Origin of the sequence: Bradyrhizobium sp. 62 (assembly GCF_023073035.1) — a bacterium.
Taxonomy (GTDB): domain Bacteria; phylum Pseudomonadota; class Alphaproteobacteria; order Rhizobiales; family Xanthobacteraceae; genus Bradyrhizobium.
Genome location: NZ_JADPIT010000031.1, coordinates 187,358 through 204,580, shown reverse-complemented (window position 1 = coordinate 204,580; position 17,223 = coordinate 187,358). Strand labels below are relative to the sequence as shown.

Below are 17,223 nucleotides of genomic sequence, written 5' to 3'. Positions count from 1 at the left end.
AGGGGGCCCGCAGGTTGGTAGCGGGCCGACTTTGGCATGATACGGCGCGATCACAACGGCTCGGCTTGAGGCGGAACTGTCGCCTATTCTCATTGGCATGAAGGGCTGATCTGATTAGGCGCGCTCCGGCAGCCCGAGAGGCCGCCACTTTTAGGCCTTTGGCGCGTTCCTGAAGAAGCGTACGAGCGCGTCACGCAGCGCAAGCAGCGGCGGCACCAGGACGAAAAAAGCTCCCATCGCGACTGAAGCCATGAGTTGGCGAAGCGAAAAAACCTCATCCTGCTCGAATTGTCCCCCAGTTCTGTCAATGGGAGCAGGAGATAGTGTCGTTGCAACCGGGCTGGACTGGCGCCGCGGCTTGCGAGGGGGAACCACGATCAACACGAAAAGGATGTTGAGAAGAACCCAAACGCTCAAAACGATGAGGACGACCAGCATTCGAACCTGCCGAAAAACACCAAGAAAATGAGCCCACGATAGCCTGAGGGAACTCGAAAGGAAAGGTGCCGCTGGGTCCCGGTAGTGGAGACCAAAGGGGATCAGCGGGCGTTTTGATTGGAACCGGCGAGCGCCCTACTTGTCGGCCGCGGCGGTTGGGGCTTAGGGCAACGAGCCCGGTTTGTGGATTCCGGACGAATACGGGCGTCCGCTGCGTGGCGCAGGCGATCCTTCAGTCGCTGTCTCTTAGGGGAAGCTGTGCAGGGGTGGAATAGGGTCAAGTGTTCTGATGCTTTGCACAAAACTGCGCGGCTGCGGGCCGTCCACATTGAATGATGTCACTTTAGGCGACTGAGCTACAGGGGCGACGAAGCCGCCGCGCTCTCATTGTGGCAAGGCCATTCCGGTATGACGACGTCCGCGTGCCAACGTCAGGCGGATCCCCCAGCGGCGGCTTCGGTCAAGCTTGTTCGACGTAGTAACTGTTGCGGTGCTTACCCTTATACGCCTCGATGCGCCCGAGCATCTTGGGGTCTGCGCGATTGAGAACGGAACCGATCAGCTTCTTCTGCAGCACTTCCGATCCCGAGACGGACTCCTGGACGGCAGCGCGCGTGGTTGATCCCCATTCGATGACATAAACCATGGCGTCGATGAGCACGCTGAATGCCTTGGAATCCGCCACCGGCATCACCGGCGCGAGGTCGATGATGATATATTCGTACTGTTCTCGGAGGACTGCGAGCAGATCGGCCATCGCCTTCGACGCGATGAGGTCTGCCGAGTTGACCATGCGTGAAGCAACGACGGAGGGCAGGAAATCGAGGCCCGTCTCCTTGCTCCGTTGCACGTGATGGCCGAAAGCGGTTGGATCGTTGAGAGCTTCGACCAGCCCGCTGTTGGTCTCAGGTGAAAGCTCACGCGTAAGTGAGCGCGTATGCAAATCGCCGTCGATCAGGATGGTGCGGTGCCCCGTCATGGCGATCAGCTGGGCGAAATTGGCAGCAACCGTCGTTTTCCCCTCCTTTGGCAGCGACGACACGATGCCGATCACCTTGGTCTCGCGAGTCATGCGCGCGACGTCGATTGAGACCTTGACGTTGCGCAGCGTTTCCGCGAACCGCGAGAACGGATGATCGACCACATATCGGGACACTCCAGGCACGCTGCCCTTGGCCGAAGCTCCGAGCAATCCGCGTCTCTTCGTCTCCGCTGGGCGAATATCCGGAAGCACGCCGAGGCACTTCACTCCGAGTTCGTCCTCCGCCTCCGCGGGCGTTCGCAGCACATCGTTGAGAAACTCGCGGGCAAAAGCGGTCCCTAAACCGAGACACAGCCCGCCGACCAAGCCACCTACTAAGGCCAGAACCGACCGCGGCGAACTTTTACGATCAGGCTTCGTTGCCGTACTGATCAGGCGGGCATCGCTGAGCGGGAAGCTCTGATTCTGAGTAGCGCTTTGCAGCTTTTCCAGGAAATTGTTGTAAAGATTGCGATAGGTATCCGCTGCGCTTTCAAGGTCACGGAGCTTGACTTCCGCCTGGCCCTTGTTGCCCGCTTGGGCGACGAGCTCTTTCATACTTGTCTCGAGAGACGCCTCTCGACTTTTCGCGATCTCGTAGTCGCTGCGATAGGCGTCGCCGATGCGATGAACTTCATCGGCAATATTCTTGCGTAGTTCGTCCATCTTGTTCGCGAGGTTGACCGCCGCAAGATGGGTCCTGCCATAACGCCTTGACCAATCGGCATATTGGGCCGCCAAGTCGAGATACTGGGCGCGCAGGCGCGTAATGACCGGGTTATTGAGGGCGTCCGTAACCGTCGATTGGGCGACGTCCTGGTCGGAAATTGCGCCGATCCGGTCGAGGCGGGCCTTCGCTTCGGCGGTTGCCCCCCGCGCTTGCACCAATTGAGTATTGAGGTCCGATAGCTGTTGCTCCGACATCAACCCACGGCTGGTCCCAACGATGTTGTGCTCCGCTTTGAAGGCTTGCACTGCGCGGTCGCTGGCCGTTGCCTGCTCGCTCAGCTCAACGCTGCGTTGCTGGAGCCATTCGGTCGCTCGCTTGGTAGATTGATACTTGGCCTCCAATGCGCCCACGAGGTAAGCGTCAGCGATGGCATTCGCGATTTTGGCCGCTTTGTCCGGGCTATGGGCGCGATAACTGAGCGACAGCACGTAGGTGGTTAGAAGCCGTTCAACTCTAAGGTTGCCCTGGATGGATTCCACCACGGCGCGTTCAAGGCGCTCCTGTGAAGGCGGCTCACCGCGGCCGAAAAGGCCCATGACTCTGCCGGTGACGGCGGAAAGCAGTCCTGGGTTGGATCCGTCGAACTCCGGATCGGCGGTCAAACGTAAGCGGCGAACGATCGACAGAATGAGATCGTCAGAGTTTATGATTTCGACCTGGCTATCGACAAAGCCCGGATCGATAAGGGCGCTGTTCGTGCCGTTTTCTTTGTCGAGCACCTGAGTTTGTCGTGTATCCATCATGATGCGAGCGTTCGCCGTATACATCGGTTTCGCCGACACCAAGTAGACAATAACGAGGGCGAGCGAGGCGCCAACCGCAGCTGCTATGACAGGCCATTGGCGGCGAAGAACGTCGCCCACACGGTCGAAGCTGAGGACTGTCCCGCCAAACTCCAGGCCGAACCTTTTACCTGACTGAAAGTGTTCTCGGGGCTGATACATCAATAATCTACTTGCTCAAGAGGGCGGATCAACGCGGAAGCAGGACGGGCTCGAACGGGTCCACCAGCTTGGTCTTCCCTTCGCCTTCCAACAGCTCGCCACCGCGAGCGGGTCGCCCGGGCTGGTCGTCTCGCGACGGAAGCCGCGTGACGGTATCGTCTGAGCTCGCTGCCGAATATCCGCCCTGCACCGCGAGATCGCCCAGCCTTTGAGTGAAATTCCTGATTTTGCGCGCGACGTCTGGCTTTGTGAGCGTGCATCGCGCTTCGGCAGCTCGTAGTGCTCCTCCGATCGCCGTACGATCGGTCGAAGGCGCCTCGGAGATAAGTGTCTGCACAGAGGGCAACACCGAAGGATCGGTCACGATATAGGCGGCGAGGCGATCACTCAGCTTGTTTTTCTCATTGCGAAGCTTCTGCAGCAGCGAGGCGGGGGACTTCACGAATGCGTCCAATTCTATTTGGGGAGCGCGATCGGAGAACGCGATGCACTGAGCGAGGCAGGAATCAAGGCTCAACGTCATCACAACAGATGCGAGGCAGACGGCGCGTAGTGTTGTTGACTTGGCGCGATGACGCGTTGTTCTCCAGTTCATCCGTTACCTTTGTCGTTTGTCCTGCGACCCGCCCAGTCAATTTCGCAAGGAACTGTGTCAATTTTTGTGCGACGCAAAAGTTGCGTTCAATGCCGACTCGCGAGAGCGTCATCGTTCATCGCAATGTACGGAACCACACCACTCCGCCTATGTACCTGGCAGCGTTTGCTCATGAATCTTGCAATTTAGATTGGAACGAATCGCCGAGATCAAATGCGGTGCGTGCCACCAAGCGCTCGCACACCGCGTCAGAAAAGGCGTTTTGCCTCGCACCGCAACATCGCCGAATTTTGCGCACACTTTGCCCGCAAACGCGCGCGATCATAGTGTGGCTTAGCGCGTAAGTGGCCCGTAGGGACGACGTGAGCGACGAACCTTCTTGCCGGTAGTCACGTGCTCCAAGTCACGTCGCAGAGAGAATTGAAAGCGCCCGCGACCCGATGGACGGTGCGGCGCAAGCAGCGGGACAACGACGTGGCTGAGTTCGTTCATCGTGAGAAGGCGCATGTTCTAGCGCTCGACAGCATCAGGGGCATCGCAGCGGTATCCGTTGTTATTCATCATCTGCTGTTGATGCCGACCTTTCTTGCGCTTTTCCCGCACAACGCATGGATCAACTGGTCATTCTTCCGGAGCGCTTGGCTTCTCGTCGACTTGTTTTTTGTCCTCAGTGGTATCGTGATGTCGCTGAGCTACATCCGGGGCGACTTCGGGCGATTCTCCCTTCGCGAGTTCATGCTGAGGCGATTTGCCCGGGTCTACCCTTTACATCTTGTTACGCTGCTGGCTGGCCTTCTGTTCCGCTTTTTACGCATTGGGCTGGTCGCGACGGGACTCGTCATCGCGGCGCCGGCTACCTTTGAAGTCAACAATTTCTACTCGTTCGTCCTGAACATTTTCCTTCTGCAATCAATGGGGTTCATAGATTACCTGAGCTGGAATGCCCCAAGCTGGAGCATTAGTGTCGAGTTCTACACCTACCTTGTGTTTGGCTTGGTCGTGTTGTTCGCGCAACGAATGACTTCGCTGAGTTATTTATATGCTTGTGCAGGGCTTCTGGGCCTCGGAAGCCTGTTAGTCATCATATTCGTGCTCGATAAGCCGAGCCTCGGGCTTCAGGCTGACTTCGGGATTTTGCGCTGTTTTGTCAGCTTCTTCGTCGGCGTTTTCACGGTCATGGTCGTGGAGCGCTTGCCAGCCGGCGTGCATTCCAAGGTCCAAGCGGGAATTCAGCTCGTCACTATGATCGCGAGCGTGGTCCTGGTTTCCGTGGTGGAGGCCTATCCGCTGGCGAGTTTCCTGTCACCATTCACCTTTGCTGCGTTTCTCGGAAGCTTGCTTGCATTCCCGAACGCTGTGCTTGTGCCGCGCATGCTCATGGCCACACCGCTGGTTTGGCTAGGACGTAGATCGTACTCTATCTATATGGTCCATTCGATAGTTGTGCTGTTTGCCGAGTACTTCGTACGAGCGCTCGGGCCGGCCCGGATTGCGGCATTTGATGCGATCAGTCCCGGGCTGCCGGCAACGCTTAATCTCTGCATCTCACTGGCTGCAGTGCTGGTTGTATCGCACTTCACGTATCTGCATGTCGAAATTCCGGGCGGCAAACTGGTCCGGAACATGACTGAGAGACGTTCGAGGGTGGGCAGCTCGGCGGCGCCGTCGGCGCGGCCATTGAACTGAAAACGCCATGCATCCCAGCATTCACCGTCAACAGATCACGCTCATTAGCGTCAGCATCGAAGCCATCGCGCTGGGGGTCTACCTCATACGCGACGCTTTTGGTGGCGTGATGCGATACTACACGAGCATCATGCATCTGGATGCGCTGTGGTACATTCCTGACGTGGTCGCTCTCGTTTGTCTGGTTCAGTTCATCGTGCAGTTCATCGTGCGAAAGCGCAGCGTCCTGGCGTTCGTGGTGCTGCTCCAGATAATGCTGTCAATCGTGCTCGGCTATTTTATGCTGGGAACCAGCAACGCTGCAATGTCGTCATTCAAGATGATGCTGCCAGTTTTTGTGGGCTTCTGCTTCTGCGATGCGAGCCTCGGCTCGTACCGCAGGTTGCTATCCCTCATCGCTGCGACATTTTATCTTTCGGTAATCGGAGTGCTTCTGACGAAGTTCTACGTCATGCCTTGGGTTGGATTCAAATACGAGTCCTTTGGGGCAGTTCGAGAAGCGGGCCGCTTGTGGTGGGCCTATGGCGCAGACGACCAGCGCCTCATGGGTTTTGCGGCCGACAATACAATGGCTGCGTTCTTTATCCTGGTATCGTTCGCAATCACATCCATTCGCAAGAGCACGATCTGGAATTTGGCATTTGGATCTATTGCCATCTACGCGGTTGTCCTGACGACCAGTAAAACCACCCTGATTGTTCTCGCCTTTTATCTGCTGCTTCTGCTCGTCGTCCGGATACTACCTGAGGCCTCACGCTTTGCAGCAGTTCGTGGCATTGCTTTGTGGTCGTTCGCCGCAATCCTGGTCCCGTTTCTTATGATTTTGATCGCATCCGGCACAGTTGCAGTCCCGCATACGACGATGTTCAGCATCCTGGACCGCATCAACAATAGCTGGCAATTGCCGTTCGTGTATCTGAGCCAGCTTATGCCACTCGGACTGATAACGGGCTGTGGAGCCGGGTGCTTTAACTACCCGCAGCAGCTTTTTTCGCCCTTGGCGTCCTATTGGGTGCCGGTCGATAATTTCTACATCGGCACGTACCTGATGTTTGGGCTGCCATTTGTCGCGTTCATGGTGCTTGTGTTCCGCGCCACGTTCGCCGCGACAGATGTCTACAAGCTGACCCTGCTCTTCGTGGTCAACATGTTCACGATCACGGTCTTGAACTACGGTCCGGCATCCGGACTGCTCATCATCGCCCTGAGCTTCAGCGAAGTGTTCTCTCGAAGGCTGGCCGGCACGGCACATCATAGCGGCTCGGCGCCGGATCGGGATCTTGTTGGACGGAATAAAACAGTGCGCTATTTCGGTGCGGATGTGCCGAGGCCAGCATAGTCGGACGGGTGAAATCTTGATGCACAAGCGGCTTGCATTTATCGATACTCTGCGCGGCATTGCCGTACTGGCAGTGCTGCTGCAGCACGCACTCGAAGCAATCGTGCAAAACCATCCGACCGGGGCCTACTATTGGCTATTCCACGACGCCATCGGGTACTACATGAACTTCGGCCGGTTCGGCGTAGTGCTTTTTTTCTTTGTCAGCGGCTTTGTAATTCCATTCAGTTTTCCGCAGACCGAGCATCCAGTGCGGGATTTCGTGGTTAGTCGCTTCTTTCGGCTCTACCCGGCCTACTGGACATCAATCCTGATCGGGCTTTTGACGATGTTGCTGGTGGAGTCGAAAGTGTATCCGACGTCCCAGCTCATCACGAACATCACAATGATGCAGACGTTTGTGAACGTTCCAAACCTCTGGATCTTCTATTGGACGCTTGCTATCGAGCTGCTCTTCTATGCTGGGTGCACCATTTTGTTCGCCATGGGGTTGTTGGACCGGCGCCTTACGGCCGTCGCGATCGTGGTCTCTGCTGCGCTGGTCGGCACTGCGGCCGCCATTCTGATCGAGAACAGGACAGTCTCATCACTGATGGAGGTTGGGCTGAACCTATCAGCAATGTTTCTGGGCAAGATCATTCGCGACACAGTCGTCGGTGGAAAGCTGCGTTGGATCCATGTGGCGGCGAGTACCGCGGTCTACGCTGTTTTTGCTATGGCGCTTTCTGAGAGGCGATTCGGCGGCGTCTACCAGGAAAATTTTTTCTACAGCTATGGGATCGCGTCTGCCTACATCTGTGCAGCCCTTGTCTTCATCGCCTTTGCCGCCTTCGGCGAGAGGATGGCCTGGCGGCCGATGGCGTTTGTGGGTGTGATCAGCTATTCCGTCTACCTGATGTCGCCGTTCGTCATCGTGTTGCTCCATCGCTTCTTCTGGGCTGGTGACGGTCCATTGGGGTGGATGGCGTTTCTCGGTGTGATCCTGGCGTTGTCGATTCCGGTGAGTTGGGTGACGTTCTCTATGATCGAGAAGCCCAGCATTTCCTTTGGTCATAAGTTCCGTTCGGGACGCCGGCGACCCGCTGTTCTCGAACCCGCGCTTAGTACGCAAGGAGCCGCAGAGTGACTGAGTTGGCTTGCTCCCCTGACGCCGGCGGCGGCACGTCGTTCGTTCCGTCCGTCCAAGGGCTGCGTGCCGTTGCGGCGTTAAGTGTGCTGATGGATCACTTCTATGACATGCCGAAGGGAGGCATGTACGACATCCCGAATCCCGGCTTCCTGCCACCAATCTGGCCCTGGCTGCAGTCGGTGATCAATGTCGGCGGCCACGGAGTCGAGCTGTTTTTCATGATCAGCGGCTTTCTGATTCCCGCGACCCTTGTGCGGCATCGGTCGCTGCCGCGGTTCTTCTACGACCGTGTCCTGCGCATCATGCCTGTATTTGTTGTGCTGCATCTCGCCCTGTTCACAATCGGGCCAATTGTCGGCTACAAGTTTTTCCGCGGCATCGACCTGACTAGCTATGTCGCAATCTTCACAGCAAATATTTTCTTCGTGCAGGATGCGCTCGGCTTGCCCATTGCGCAACAGAATGCCTGGACATTGACTTACGAGTGGGCATTTTACATTTGGTTTGCCTCGACATTCGCAGTATTGCGGTTCGGAGGCAGGATCATGGCCGCGCCGTTCATCCTGTTGGGCCTCGCTTGCCTGCTGCACTGGCCGATCACTGCGTTCTTCTGCATCGGTATGCTGTTCGGCGCCACGGATTTGCGCATCCGCTCTCCTGGGCCTATCGGGCTGATCGCGGGCCTGATCTGTGGCGCCGCGCTTTATGCAAGCCTGGTGCTGTTTCACCCCTTCGTAGGGCTTGTTCCGGGGCTTCTGCTATTCGGGATGGTGCTGGCCCCCGGATCGGGCCTCAGCAAAGCTTTGAGCACTCCAGCCCTGCAGTATGTCGGGAAAATCAGTTACAGCCTCTATCTCGTTCATCCCTTTGTGCTGTTTCCGCTGCAAATGGCCGGTCTGAAGCTCGTTGCCTTGGGCGTCAACCGCTGGCTGCTTTGGAGCGCATTTATCGTGCTCGGCTTGGCCATGTCCTTGCTGGTGAGCGCGATTAGCTTTGAGCTGATCGAAGTCAGGCTGAGGCGGCTTCTGGAAGGTGTAGTACGCTGGCTTATGTTTCGCCCGCTCCACAAGGTCGAGCAATCCGCCTAAACGAGACCGCCACCATCAGTGCACTGGGCTACCGGCGACTTTGTAGTAGGACGACAATAGCCTCTCGGCGATATGGTCCCAGTTCAACGGACCGACCGCCGTCTGCCGTGCGCCTTCAGTAAGCGCAGCAGTAAGTGACTTCGACGTCAGCAGGCGTTCGAGGGCGTCTGCCAACGCAACAGCGTCTCCGGGAGAGACCAGGAGTCCGTTGACGCCGTCCTTGACTACATCTGGAATGCCGCCGGTTGCGCTGGCGACAACGGGACGGGAGTTCCCGTAGGCGGACGCAAGCACGCCGCTTTGGGACGCATCCTTATAGGGCAGGGCGACCGCGGTCGCGGACTGAAATAACCTTCCAGTCTCCTGGGGGGTGATGTAGGCGTTGATCATCTTGATGGTCGGCATCGCCGTCATGCGGGCTCCGAGCCGTGTCATTTCAGGACCGCGACCTGCCACGATCGCCTCATGCGGCACGCCGCGCTGGGCCAGCATATCGATGGCATCGACGAAGACGTCGAGGCCCTTATACGCCCACATTCGTCCAAAGAACAGAATGCGCGCAGGCTCGGGGTCGATGACAGTCCCCCGCACAGGTGGGACCATGAGCACGCCATGCATGCCGGATACAACATCTCCTCCGAAATCTGGTGAGGCGCGGCGGAAGTCGGCGACGCAGCTTTCGCCATGCGTCGTTACCACGGAGGCGGCCGCGCGCATGCGTCCGCGCCAGCCATCCTCGCGCGGAGATGTGCCGGAGCCGCCTTCCGAATGAGGAATTGCATCATGAACGGTCAGCATCAGGGGGATTCCAAGCGGACGCAGGAACTGAATCAGCTTGGACGTGTAAATTTCCGGCACCTCGTGACAATGAATGACGTCAGGACGAAACGAAATGACGTCAATGAATGATGCCGGAATTCCAATCACGCCTGCACGGCGCAGGCTTAGGTCCCGGATTCGCGTTTCAAAGGGATCCGTCACGGCAATGTTTGCCAGTTCCCACTGTTGGTTCGCGTCCTTGCGATTGAGGACGAGCCGAACGTCACAATGTCGGGCTAATCCCGACGCCAAGCGGTAGGAATATTCGGCAAAGTGCGGAGCGTAAATGGCGACGCGCAGGCGGCGTCTTTTCGTGGCAGCCTTCCCGTGCACATTAGTCTCCAAGTAATACCTGGCCTTTCCGAGAGGATCATATCGTCAAGGCCTGATGATGGCGCAAAATATACAATCAGATGCAGAGCGTCAGTTGCTCGCTAAGCTGACACCCGCCCTTGTCCTAGCCAAACCGAGCGATGAATAGCGTTTGATTTCCCGACGACCGGCAGGAAATAGCGAGAGGACAAGGACTGCGAGAGCGTAGGACAGGCTGCAGCATGCCGCCAAAGTGACCAGCGTCCCGGAAGAGTGACCTGTCAACCAGTGATGCAGGAAAGAGGCCCCGACGATCGATGCGATCGCCGCAGCAAGATGCGGCAGGATAACTCTTGCAACATCAGCATGACCGACCGGACCGTTTCGGCCTATCACCCACCAGAGTATCGGCGTCCGGAGACACTCGCTAACCGAGTATGCCGTTGCAACTCCGACCGGTCCAAACGGCAAGCCGCACAAGAAGGAAACGAGAGATGTCCCTGCGCTGAAAAACCCCCACCACATATACTCCCGCGTACGTCCTTGGCTGAGAAACAGCCAGCTCGCCGGACTGTTCATCGTTTGCAGGAGACCGGCGATGCTCAAACCGACAAAGATAGGTGTCACTTCAGCCCATTGGCCTCCCAAAAGGGTGGTGACCAGGATGTCCGCGCTCGAGATCATAAAGGCGACGCCGGGTGCCACTGCGAGGAGGGCGGGGAAAACCGCCCGCCGAAATGACTGACGGTAGCGGTCGGGATCCTGGGTGAGGCTGGATAGCGTCGGCAGCATAACCCTTATCATTGGATTCGTGACTTGCTGAAGTGGAAACAGCAGCAGCCGGTAGGCGCGATTATAGGCACCGAGCGAGGCCGCCCCACAGAGTTTTCCAATCAGTACGCTATCGGCGTTCCGTGAGATAAACTCAGCAAAGTTGAAGCCGGTGACTCCCAATCCGAAGGTGAGCATTCCACGGGCCTGTCGGATCGATCCGGGTCGCGAGGGCCGCCATCCCGACGTCAGCCAAGCGCCACTTGCCAAAATTATGCCGGACACCAGACTCCCTGCCAGGATCGCCCAGTAATTGTGGTAGACTGAGGCGATTACAATCGCGGCGACGAATCCAGCCACGGCGGCTGCAGATTCTAGCGCTGCAAGCGTCCAAAATCTCATCTGTCGGGTCAGAAGCGACAGATGCTGAACGTCGGCACCGCTGAGCAGCAGAGTAAGGCTCATCCCTGCCGTCAACGCAGCGAGCTTCGGCTCATTGTAGAAGAGCCCCACAAGGGGAGAGATTGCAATGAGCGCAAGAGCGAGCATCGTGCCGACCGAGAGATTCACCCAGAACAGCGAACTCAGATCGGTCTGGCTAAGGGAATCCTTCTGCACGGTCGCGTGTCCGAGCCCGAGGTCTTGGAACAGCACCGCAAATGCGAGTATTGGCGAAGCCATCGCATAGATGCCGAAATCGACAGGGGTGAGCAGCCGTGAAAGCACGACCACGGACCCGGCCTGTGTGCCCACTCGCACCGCTTGGGTGGCGATCGCAGCCAATGCGCCGTTCCGCACCTTCTGGGCATGTGCTTCTTCAGAAAAGCTGGGGTTGAGGTCCGTCAATCCGATGTCCTTGGTTTCGTGGGAACGGGCACCTATCGCCCGGTGGCAGCCCGCAAGCTTTCGCCAACTTCCACGACGTTCCCTTCAGAAATTTCTGGTGCGATCAACGTTCGGGGCAGCGGTGGCGCAAGCCGATTGATCAACCTGCGCGTCGGATTTTCAACGTACGCGTAGGTGAGACCTGCCGCAATCGTGAGAACGACGCAGCAAATCGCCACGAAGAGCGGGAATGCGGCCGGTTGGAGGCCAAAGTGGCGCCAAGCCGGTTCAAACAGAACGATGATCAGCAGCTCATGGAGCATGTAGATCGCATAAGACGTGTTGCCCAGGGGACCGAGCCATTCAGAGCCGGGGAACCGCACGAATGCGCTCTCGCCGACAGCCGTAAATAGGAGGGCCAAAGAGAATAGAATGATCGCGAGATCGGGCTTCGCGTAGACGTTAAGAACAAGAACCGCGACCAGGAACAGCACGATGCCACCGACGATCACGGGCTTCCTGCGATAATTGCCGGACAGACGAAACAGAACGGCGAGAAGAACTCCGTTCAGGAAGCTAGGTAAAGCCCGGAGCATTCCGTAATCGAAGTTGGCTCCATACATCTGCGACCGGTCATGCCATATGGGCAGATGACCATGCGCAAGAATTCCATAAGACAGAGCAACGATCAGAGCCAGCACCACCGGCCGAACTGACGCTGCGAGGTAGATCAGAACCGGGAAAACGAGGTAGCAGAACAGTTCCGCGCTGATGGACCAAGCCGGCGAGTTGAAGCTCAAATGATCGGTGATACCCCAGGCCTGAACCAAAAACAGATTGTAGATGAAGTCCGGCCCGTTCGACCGCGGCGTGGCACCCTTGATTCCCATCAGAAAAAGCAAGCCAAAGACGAGCAGCACCAGAAGGTGCAAGGGATAGATGCGCGCTATCCGGCGGACCATGAAGCGAAAATATGATCCGGCGTCCGTTGAGGTCGATGGGTACGAATAGGCAATGACGAAGCCAGAGAGGATGAAGAACATGTCGACGAACAGGCCGAAAGAACCGTTCCAGGCAGGGGAGATGCCGGTGTCGATGGTCTTGAGGTGAAAGATAAAGACGCCTAGTGCGGCAACGAACCTGTAGAAATCCAGCACTACAAATCGTCGCGGTTCATTACTTTCCATGTCGGCCATCGAGCTCGTGGGACCAACCTGTCTTCTAAAGCGCGAATGTGACGCAAGTTCGTACGACGGCGTTGAGAAGCTCCCAGCAAGAAGTATTCGTCCGCACTGCGCAGAGGACGCTAGTGACGCACTGAGCAAAACGAAAGATCGTTCATCGCGCTGGGGCTGCCGCGCTGGGCAGCAAGCGCCCAACAATTGGACACCGATTTACCAACGTGCTGATGCGGGCCGGGAACATAGTTCCCGGCCCGCTCAAGACGGCCAAATTGCTGACAGAAATCTGCCGTCTTTGGCCAGCCTCAGACGAACAGAAAATCGTGGCTGGTTAGGCTCGCGACGCTGGTGTTCTTGATCACAATTGAGTCGGCCACCGATAGTGTGATTGTCACGTCCGTGCCCGCTTGCGTCATTTGGAGGTGGGCGTAATCAGGCGCCAGCAGCTTGGAGAGTTGGATGATGTCGTGATTGGCAGCATCGCCGGCATTGAAGTTGATGATCTGATCGTGGCCATGATCGTAGACAATGGAGGTAGAAGCCGGCGCGGCCGAAAAGAAGTCGCTCCCGTTGCCGCCTTGGATTGTCACTCCGGCGGAAACCGCTGTTGCATTGTGGGTGCCGTCCGGCTTGATATCGTCGAAGAATTGCAGTGCGTTGACGGCATTGTAGTGCTCGTGCTGGGTCACTCCCTGCTGTCCGTTGAAGTTGAACAGGAGGACATCCCTCGATCCGTCAACATTGTTGGCGACCTCCTGCGTCTTCGTGCCGGAGCCGTCATAGGTGTCGGTCAGCTTGCTGCCGTCGCCATTGACTACTTGGGTGTAATCCAAGCTGCCGTCCGCGTGAGTCCTGGCGATCGATACGATATTTCCGGATGCATCAAGGTGTTGATGCTGCGTCGTGTAACTCTGACCGGAGATGTTGTAGCTCCAGTTGTCGCTCGTGTGATCGGCGTTGGTGATGTACGAGTCCGACTTCACGCCGTTTGTAAAGACGGTGGTGGAGCTGTAACCGTCCGCCTTCTGCACTCCTTCGGTAGTGAGAGTCCCCGAGCCACTATACCAATCCGAAGTGCTGGTGCCGTTCGGTGACTGGGTGAGCGTGAATGCCAGGGTTCCGTCGGCATGAGTTCGAACGATGTTCGTGAGAAAGCCCGTGCTGTCGTAGGTGTCATGCTCACTTGTGTAGATCTGGCCGACCACGCTGTAGAGAAAGACGTCCTTTGAACTGTCCGCGTGGGTATCGGTCTCGGTGGTCTTGACGCCTGCGGCATTGTAGTTGGTGATGACACTGCTCCCGTCGGGATTGACGATCTGGACAAAGTCCAGTGTCCCGTCGGCGTGGGTTCGATCCACTTCCGTGACTTTCCCGGATGCGTCGAGGTGCTGGTGCTGCGTCGTATAGCTTTGACCTGCAATATTGTAGCTGTAGTTGTCGTGACTCTGGTCGGTGTTGGTGATGTAGGCGGCGAGCTTGGAACCCTGGCTGTAAACCGTGGTGGAGCTATAACCGTTCGCCTTTTGCACGACTTCGTTGGTCAAGACGCCCGCGGCGTCGTACCAGTCTGTGGTTTTGTTGCCACCGCTTCCTTGTAACAATTTGAAGGCCAAGCTGCCATCGGCATGGTTGCGGACGAGCGCTGTGAGGAAACCGGTTGCATCATAGGAAGCATGCTCGGTCTCATAATTTTGCCCTGCGATGTTGTACGTAAAGACGTCCTTGCTTTGGTCGGCATGAAAGTCGGTCTCGACCAGCTTGTCGCCCTTTGAGCTGTAGTTGGTGATGACGACGCTCCCGTCGCTATTGGTCTGCTGAGTGGAATCGAGCGAGCCGTCGGCGTGGGTTCGGACCACCGAAACAACCTTCCCGGCAGTATCCAGATGCTGGAGCTGGGTCGTAAAGCTCTGTCCCGTCACGTTGTAGCTGTAATTGTCTTGCGTGTGATCCGCATTCACAACGTAGGCCGCGGTCTTGACGCCGTTAGTGTAAACAGTGGTCGAGTAGTATCCATCCGCCTTTTGCATCACCTCCGTGCTGAGTGTACCGGCAGCGTCGTACCAGTCGGTTATTTTGGCCCCAGTGGACGATTGGACCAGCTGAAAAGCGAGGCTGCCGTCCGCATGGCTGCGCACGAGCGTCGCCAGGAAGCCGCTGGCGTCATATGCATCGTGTTCCGTCGTGTAGTTTTGACCAGTAATGTTATACGTGTAGACGTCCTTGCTCTGGTCGGCATGATAGTCCGTTTCGACGAGCTTAACTCCTGAGGCGCTGTAAAGCGTAATCGTGCTGCTGCCGTCCGCGTTGATCAGCTGGGTCGAATCAAGCGATCCGTCAGCATGGGTGCGGGTCACCGAAGTGACTTTGCCAGATGCGTTCAGATGCTGAATCTGCGTGGTGAAGGTCTGACCGGTGATATTGAAGCTGGAGTTGTCCTGTGTGCGATCGGCATTCAGAACATAAGCGGCCGATTGCACCCCATTGCTGTAAACCGTCGTCGAATAGTACCCGTCGGTCTTCTGGACGACTTCACTGGTCCGATGGCCGGCCGCGTCATAGCCATCGGTGGTTCGGGTGCCATTGGCAGCAATATGCACGAAAGTGCTGCGCAAACCCGCAGCATAGCCAATCAGATCCTGGGATCCGTCCGTATAGAGGACGGTGGTGGAAATGGGTGCGCCACCGCTGGTCAGTCCGGTGTCGGAAGTCGACACAAGCGTGCCGCCCGCATCATAACTCGTGGTGTTGGTCCAGCCAGGCGCCGAGGTCGTCACTGAGAACGAATATCCGCCTTGGATCTTGGACAGCGCACTCCCATAGTGGGAGATCATGTAGTCCATCGTGGCTTGAGAGGCGACCGGCAGGACGTGCGTGTCGCTCAACGTAATGGTCTTCAGCGTCGCCGATATGCTGAGGTCGGACAGCTGCGGCACGATCTCGGCGCCGGTGCCGGTGACATTGGTTGCAGTGCTCGGCGGGGGCGTGGTCGTTGCAGGCGCATCGATCTCGATGATTAGCGGGTGATCGCTGACCGGGATCGTGATGGCGGAGACGTCGGAGTAGCTCGCAATGGCCGAAGGTCCCGTCAACGTGTCATAGACTTTCACCGAATGATGCACGGCGCCGAGGTTCAAAGTGACAGTTTGGGCCGGATTGGACACCTCCGAATCGGTGCCGTCATTCCAGAGCTTCGGCTCCGCCCAGAGGACGAGCTCGTAAGCCCCATTGCTCTTGCCGAGCACCATGCTGCTGCCCGAAGCCGGCATGTTGCTCAGCGTGTAGTTCAGTGGATCAGTCGGCTGCTGGCCGCCCTTGCCGTCATCAGCCAGAATGGTGGTCAAGTTGTGGATAGCCGTCGCGGCGAGCTTTGGCGTTCCGTCCGAGTTGAACAGCCCGAAATTGGCTTCGGGATCGGTGTTGCTTGCAGACGAGTCCCGGTCGAACAATTCGTACAAATAGGTCGCGCTCACGCCGGCCTTGTAGGCGTCGACAAGCGTATTTAGGATGGATTTTGCCTGCACCGTCTCGTCGACGCCGAGATATTGGGTATTGGCCTGCGTGGTATAGCCGGTCTCCGTAATAACGACCGGCTTTCCCGGTGCTGCGGTTGAGACCGCGCTCAATGTTGCCGCAAGAGAGCTGCTGGCCGCATCGCTGGTGCTGACATAGGCGTGCGCGTTGGCGAAGTCGACCGAGCCTGACATGTTGCCGAGCTGGTTGTAGCCCTGGGGATCGTTATAGGCGAGGGATAGATTTAAGACGGGGATGCTGGAAAGCCCAACGTCTCCCTTGACCGCGTTATAGAGCGCGCTCTGGAATTGAGCGGCAGCGGTGAGGCTCGAGCCGCCGTTGTAGCTGAAGGGCTGGTGATTGGCCTCGTTGAGCCCCTCGATGGCGCTGATGCTGCCGGGATGGCTGGCCTCGAACTTTTCCAGTGAGACGATATAGCTCTGAAGTCCTGATGTGCCGAGCTGAGGCAAGGCGGACGAAACCAGAAAGTCGAATTTGTAGCCGGCAGCCGCCAGACCTTCGACGACCGGTTGCGCGGCCGGGCTGGTCCCCATCCCGTCGCGAAGATGGGTGACACCGAGATATTTCAGGTCATCGGTCATCATCGCGAGGTTGTTGTAGTCGGTCCATCCAAAGCCGGCATGAGTGTTGACGCCGATGGAGTTGATGAAGCCGCTGGCGGACAGGACGGTCTGATCTGACGACATTGCACACTCGATTTTCAGCGCGAACGAAATTGCTCGCAGGGATTGCGTTCAACCTTCTCTGTCGAGTGTGAACTTCAGATAAAAATCGAAGCTACAATTCGCGAGCGAAGTGAGGTTCCTTGTGAAGG

At 57.4% G+C, this 17,223-nt stretch carries 11 protein-coding genes; 4 read left to right on the top strand and 7 right to left on the bottom strand.

The annotated features are described in order from the left end of the window. Window positions 1-150 precede the first annotated feature (150 nt). From IVB47_RS28950 to IVB47_RS28940, 3 genes are all read right to left on the bottom strand, one after another. A complete protein-coding gene (locus IVB47_RS28950) occupies window positions 151-438 on the bottom strand; it encodes a hypothetical protein (protein WP_247466423.1) in 288 nt (95 codons plus the stop codon). Between the two features lie 460 nt (window positions 439-898). Continuing rightward, window positions 899-3,133: an AAA family ATPase gene (locus IVB47_RS28945; protein WP_247466421.1), complete on the bottom strand. Its 2,235-nt coding sequence runs from the start codon at window positions 3,131-3,133 to the stop codon at window positions 899-901. Between the two features lie 28 nt (window positions 3,134-3,161). After that, the gene (locus tag IVB47_RS28940) at window positions 3,162-3,575 is read right to left on the bottom strand and encodes a hypothetical protein (RefSeq protein WP_247466418.1); all 414 of its coding nucleotides are present in this window, start codon (window positions 3,573-3,575) and stop codon (window positions 3,162-3,164) included. Between the two features lie 627 nt (window positions 3,576-4,202). Here IVB47_RS28940 and IVB47_RS28935 point away from each other — a divergent pair. The 4 genes from IVB47_RS28935 to IVB47_RS28920 are packed head-to-tail and all read left to right on the top strand — an operon-like array spanning window position 4,203 to window position 8,970. Beyond that, complete coding sequence (locus IVB47_RS28935; protein WP_247466415.1) at window positions 4,203-5,414, top strand: acyltransferase; 1,212 nt, start codon at window positions 4,203-4,205, stop codon at window positions 5,412-5,414. 7 nt (window positions 5,415-5,421) lie between these two features. Then, complete coding sequence (locus IVB47_RS28930) at window positions 5,422-6,753, top strand: hypothetical protein (protein WP_247466412.1); 1,332 nt, start codon at window positions 5,422-5,424, stop codon at window positions 6,751-6,753. A 19-nt stretch (window positions 6,754-6,772) separates the two neighbouring features. Continuing rightward, window positions 6,773-7,879, top strand: coding sequence for an acyltransferase (locus IVB47_RS28925; protein WP_247466409.1), 1,107 nt, complete (start codon window positions 6,773-6,775; stop codon window positions 7,877-7,879). Continuing rightward, window positions 7,876-8,970, top strand: coding sequence for an acyltransferase (locus IVB47_RS28920; protein WP_247466406.1), 1,095 nt, complete (start codon window positions 7,876-7,878; stop codon window positions 8,968-8,970). The genes IVB47_RS28925 and IVB47_RS28920 overlap by 4 nt, the downstream gene beginning before the upstream one ends. A gap of 15 nt (window positions 8,971-8,985) precedes the next feature. On the opposite strand, the gene IVB47_RS28915 is transcribed toward IVB47_RS28920, so the two are convergent. The 4 genes from IVB47_RS28915 to IVB47_RS28900 all read right to left on the bottom strand — a co-directional run bounded on the left by IVB47_RS28915 (window position 8,986) and on the right by IVB47_RS28900 (window position 17,095). Continuing rightward, complete coding sequence (locus tag IVB47_RS28915) at window positions 8,986-10,122, bottom strand: glycosyltransferase family 4 protein (protein ID WP_247466403.1); 1,137 nt, start codon at window positions 10,120-10,122, stop codon at window positions 8,986-8,988. A 90-nt stretch (window positions 10,123-10,212) separates the two neighbouring features. After that, window positions 10,213-11,718, bottom strand: coding sequence for a lipopolysaccharide biosynthesis protein (locus IVB47_RS28910; RefSeq protein ID WP_247466399.1), 1,506 nt, complete (start codon window positions 11,716-11,718; stop codon window positions 10,213-10,215). 32 nt (window positions 11,719-11,750) lie between these two features. Next, window positions 11,751-12,893: an acyltransferase gene (locus IVB47_RS28905; protein WP_247466396.1), complete on the bottom strand. Its 1,143-nt coding sequence runs from the start codon at window positions 12,891-12,893 to the stop codon at window positions 11,751-11,753. A 290-nt stretch (window positions 12,894-13,183) separates the two neighbouring features. Then, window positions 13,184-17,095: an RHS repeat protein gene (locus tag IVB47_RS28900; RefSeq protein ID WP_247466393.1), complete on the bottom strand. Its 3,912-nt coding sequence runs from the start codon at window positions 17,093-17,095 to the stop codon at window positions 13,184-13,186. Between the last annotated feature and the right edge of the window lie 128 nt (window positions 17,096-17,223).

Excerpts from the sequence above, each read along its gene's own strand:
- IVB47_RS28950 (WP_247466423.1), bottom strand. The coding sequence starts at position 438 with ATGCTGGTCGTCCTCATCGTTTTGAGCGTTTGGGTTCTTCTCAACATC.
- IVB47_RS28945 (WP_247466421.1), bottom strand. The coding sequence starts at position 3,133 with ATGTATCAGCCCCGAGAACACTTTCAGTCAGGTAAAAGGTTCGGCCTG.
- IVB47_RS28930 (WP_247466412.1), top strand. The coding sequence starts at position 5,422 with ATGCATCCCAGCATTCACCGTCAACAGATCACGCTCATTAGCGTCAGC.
- IVB47_RS28925 (WP_247466409.1), top strand. The coding sequence starts at position 6,773 with ATGCACAAGCGGCTTGCATTTATCGATACTCTGCGCGGCATTGCCGTA.
- IVB47_RS28905 (WP_247466396.1), bottom strand. The coding sequence starts at position 12,893 with ATGGCCGACATGGAAAGTAATGAACCGCGACGATTTGTAGTGCTGGAT.
- IVB47_RS28900 (WP_247466393.1), bottom strand. The coding sequence starts at position 17,095 with ATGTCGTCAGATCAGACCGTCCTGTCCGCCAGCGGCTTCATCAACTCC.